The following is a 1,751-nucleotide window of genomic DNA, read 5'->3' as shown; positions in this document are numbered from 1 at the left end:
GTGATCGCGGCGTCCCGGCACGAGGCCGCGACGGTGCCACCGGTGACCGTCCAGCTGCGGACGACCTCGGGGGCGGTGGGCACGTCGGGGCTGGGCGTGGGGGTCGGTGCCGGGGTCGCGGGACCGGCGGTGGCGCGCACCTGCGCGAGGGCGTCGAGCACCTGGGCCTGGGTGAGCACCCCGGAGGCGGTGGTCTCGGTGTCGATGACGGTCACGGCTCGCCACGCGATCGAGCCGGCCAGCACGACGGCGACGGCCCAGCCGACCACGGCGACGACGCCGATGCGGCTGATGCCCCACCGGCTCACGCGCGTGCCGCCGATCCCATGCCGCCATGGTGCCGCACGCGAGGGCCAAGGCAGGGTTAAGGGACGCACAAGGTGCGTGCCGTCACGCATGTCGCACCCCCGGGCGGCCCGGTGCTCGCCCCGCGGCGCCGCCCGATGCCCTACGGTCCGGGGTGTGGCCGACGTACTCATCATCGAGGACGACGCGACGATCCGGACGGCGCTCGTGCGGTCCCTGTCGGCGCGCCAGCACTCGACGATGACCTCGCCCACCGCGCTCGACGGGCTGCAGAGCCTCGTGGCGCACCGGCCCGACGTCGTGCTCATGGACCTCGGGCTGCCGGACCTGGACGGCTCGTCCCTGCTCGCGATGATCCGCTCCGTCAGCGACGTGCCGGTCATCGTCATCAGCGCGCGCGACGAGGGGGCGGGGATCGTCGCGCTGCTCGACGCCGGTGCGGACGACTACCTCGTCAAGCCCTTCGCCGCCGACCAGCTCGAGGCCCGCATCCGTGCCGTGCTGCGCCGGGCAGAGCCCGTCCGGCCGGTCACCGCCGTCACCGTCGGCGACCTCGTCATCGACACCCGTACGCGCTCGGTGACGCTCGCGGGCGAGGTGCTCGAGCTCAGCCCCAAGGAGTTCGACCTGCTCGCCTACCTCGCCGAGCGTGCTGGCGAGGTGATCAGCAAGCGCGAGCTGCTGGCGAACGTGTGGAACCAGCCCTACGGCGGCGCGGACAAGACCGTCGACGTCCACCTGCACTGGCTGCGCCGCAAGCTCGGCGAGAGCGCCGAGGCCCCCCGGTACGTGCACCGCGTGCGCGGGGTGGGCGTCAAGCTCGTCGCGCCGGCATGAGGAGCCTGCTGGTCCGGTACGGGCTCGCGATGACCTCCGTGGTCCTCGTCGCCTTCCTCGTGCCGCTGGGCCTGCTGTCCCGCTCGCTCGCCCAGGAGCGCGCGCTCGCGATCGCGCGCCAGGACGCGGCGAGCGTCGCCGTCTTCGCCGGTGGGGTGGCGCAGGACGACGCGCGTCTGGAGGCCACGCTGCTGTCCGTCAACGGCGAGGACCGGCGCACCACGGTCTTCCTGCCCGATGGCGCGACCGCCGGCGCACCGGCCGACGTCACGGCTGCCGTGGAGCTCGCGGCCCTGGGCAGGGCGTTGACCGCCCGGATCGACGGCGGCGTCGAGGTGCTGGTCCCGGTGAGCGGCTCGACGGGCGTCAGCGTGGTGCGCACCTTCGTCCCGGACGCCGAGCTCACCGAGGGCGTCGCGCGCTCCTGGGCCGTGCTCGCCGGTGTGGGCCTGGTGCTGCTGGGGGGCACGGCGCTCGCGGGGAGCCTGGTCGCCGCGCGGCTGTCGCGGTCCGTGCGGGACCTGTCCGAGGTGGCCGGCCGGCTGGGGGCCGGGGACCTCGAGGCCCGGGTGGTGCCGTCCGGACCGGCGGAGGTGGCCTCGGTCGGG

The 1,751-nt window shown here is 75.1% G+C and carries 3 protein-coding genes; 2 read left to right on the top strand and 1 reads right to left on the bottom strand.

Translation table 11 applies throughout. From position 1 onward, the window contains the following. On the bottom strand, window positions 1-308 hold a 308-nt coding region (locus PKY62_RS13275; RefSeq protein WP_324537729.1), incomplete at its 3' end, for a hypothetical protein. A 154-nt stretch (window positions 309-462) separates the two neighbouring features. Here PKY62_RS13275 and PKY62_RS13270 point away from each other — a divergent pair. After that, window positions 463-1,143 (top strand): response regulator transcription factor, encoded by a 681-nt coding sequence (locus tag PKY62_RS13270; protein ID WP_324537727.1) that lies wholly within the window; start codon window positions 463-465, stop codon window positions 1,141-1,143. Next, a partial coding sequence (locus tag PKY62_RS13265) for a HAMP domain-containing protein (RefSeq protein WP_324537725.1) occupies window positions 1,140-1,751 on the top strand: 612 nt, incomplete at its 3' end. The genes PKY62_RS13270 and PKY62_RS13265, both read left to right, overlap by 4 nt.

It is taken from the genome of Actinotalea sp., assembly GCF_035443605.1.
Lineage (GTDB): Bacteria > Actinomycetota > Actinomycetes > Actinomycetales > Cellulomonadaceae > Actinotalea.
This window is presented reverse-complemented; position numbering and strand designations above follow the sequence as displayed.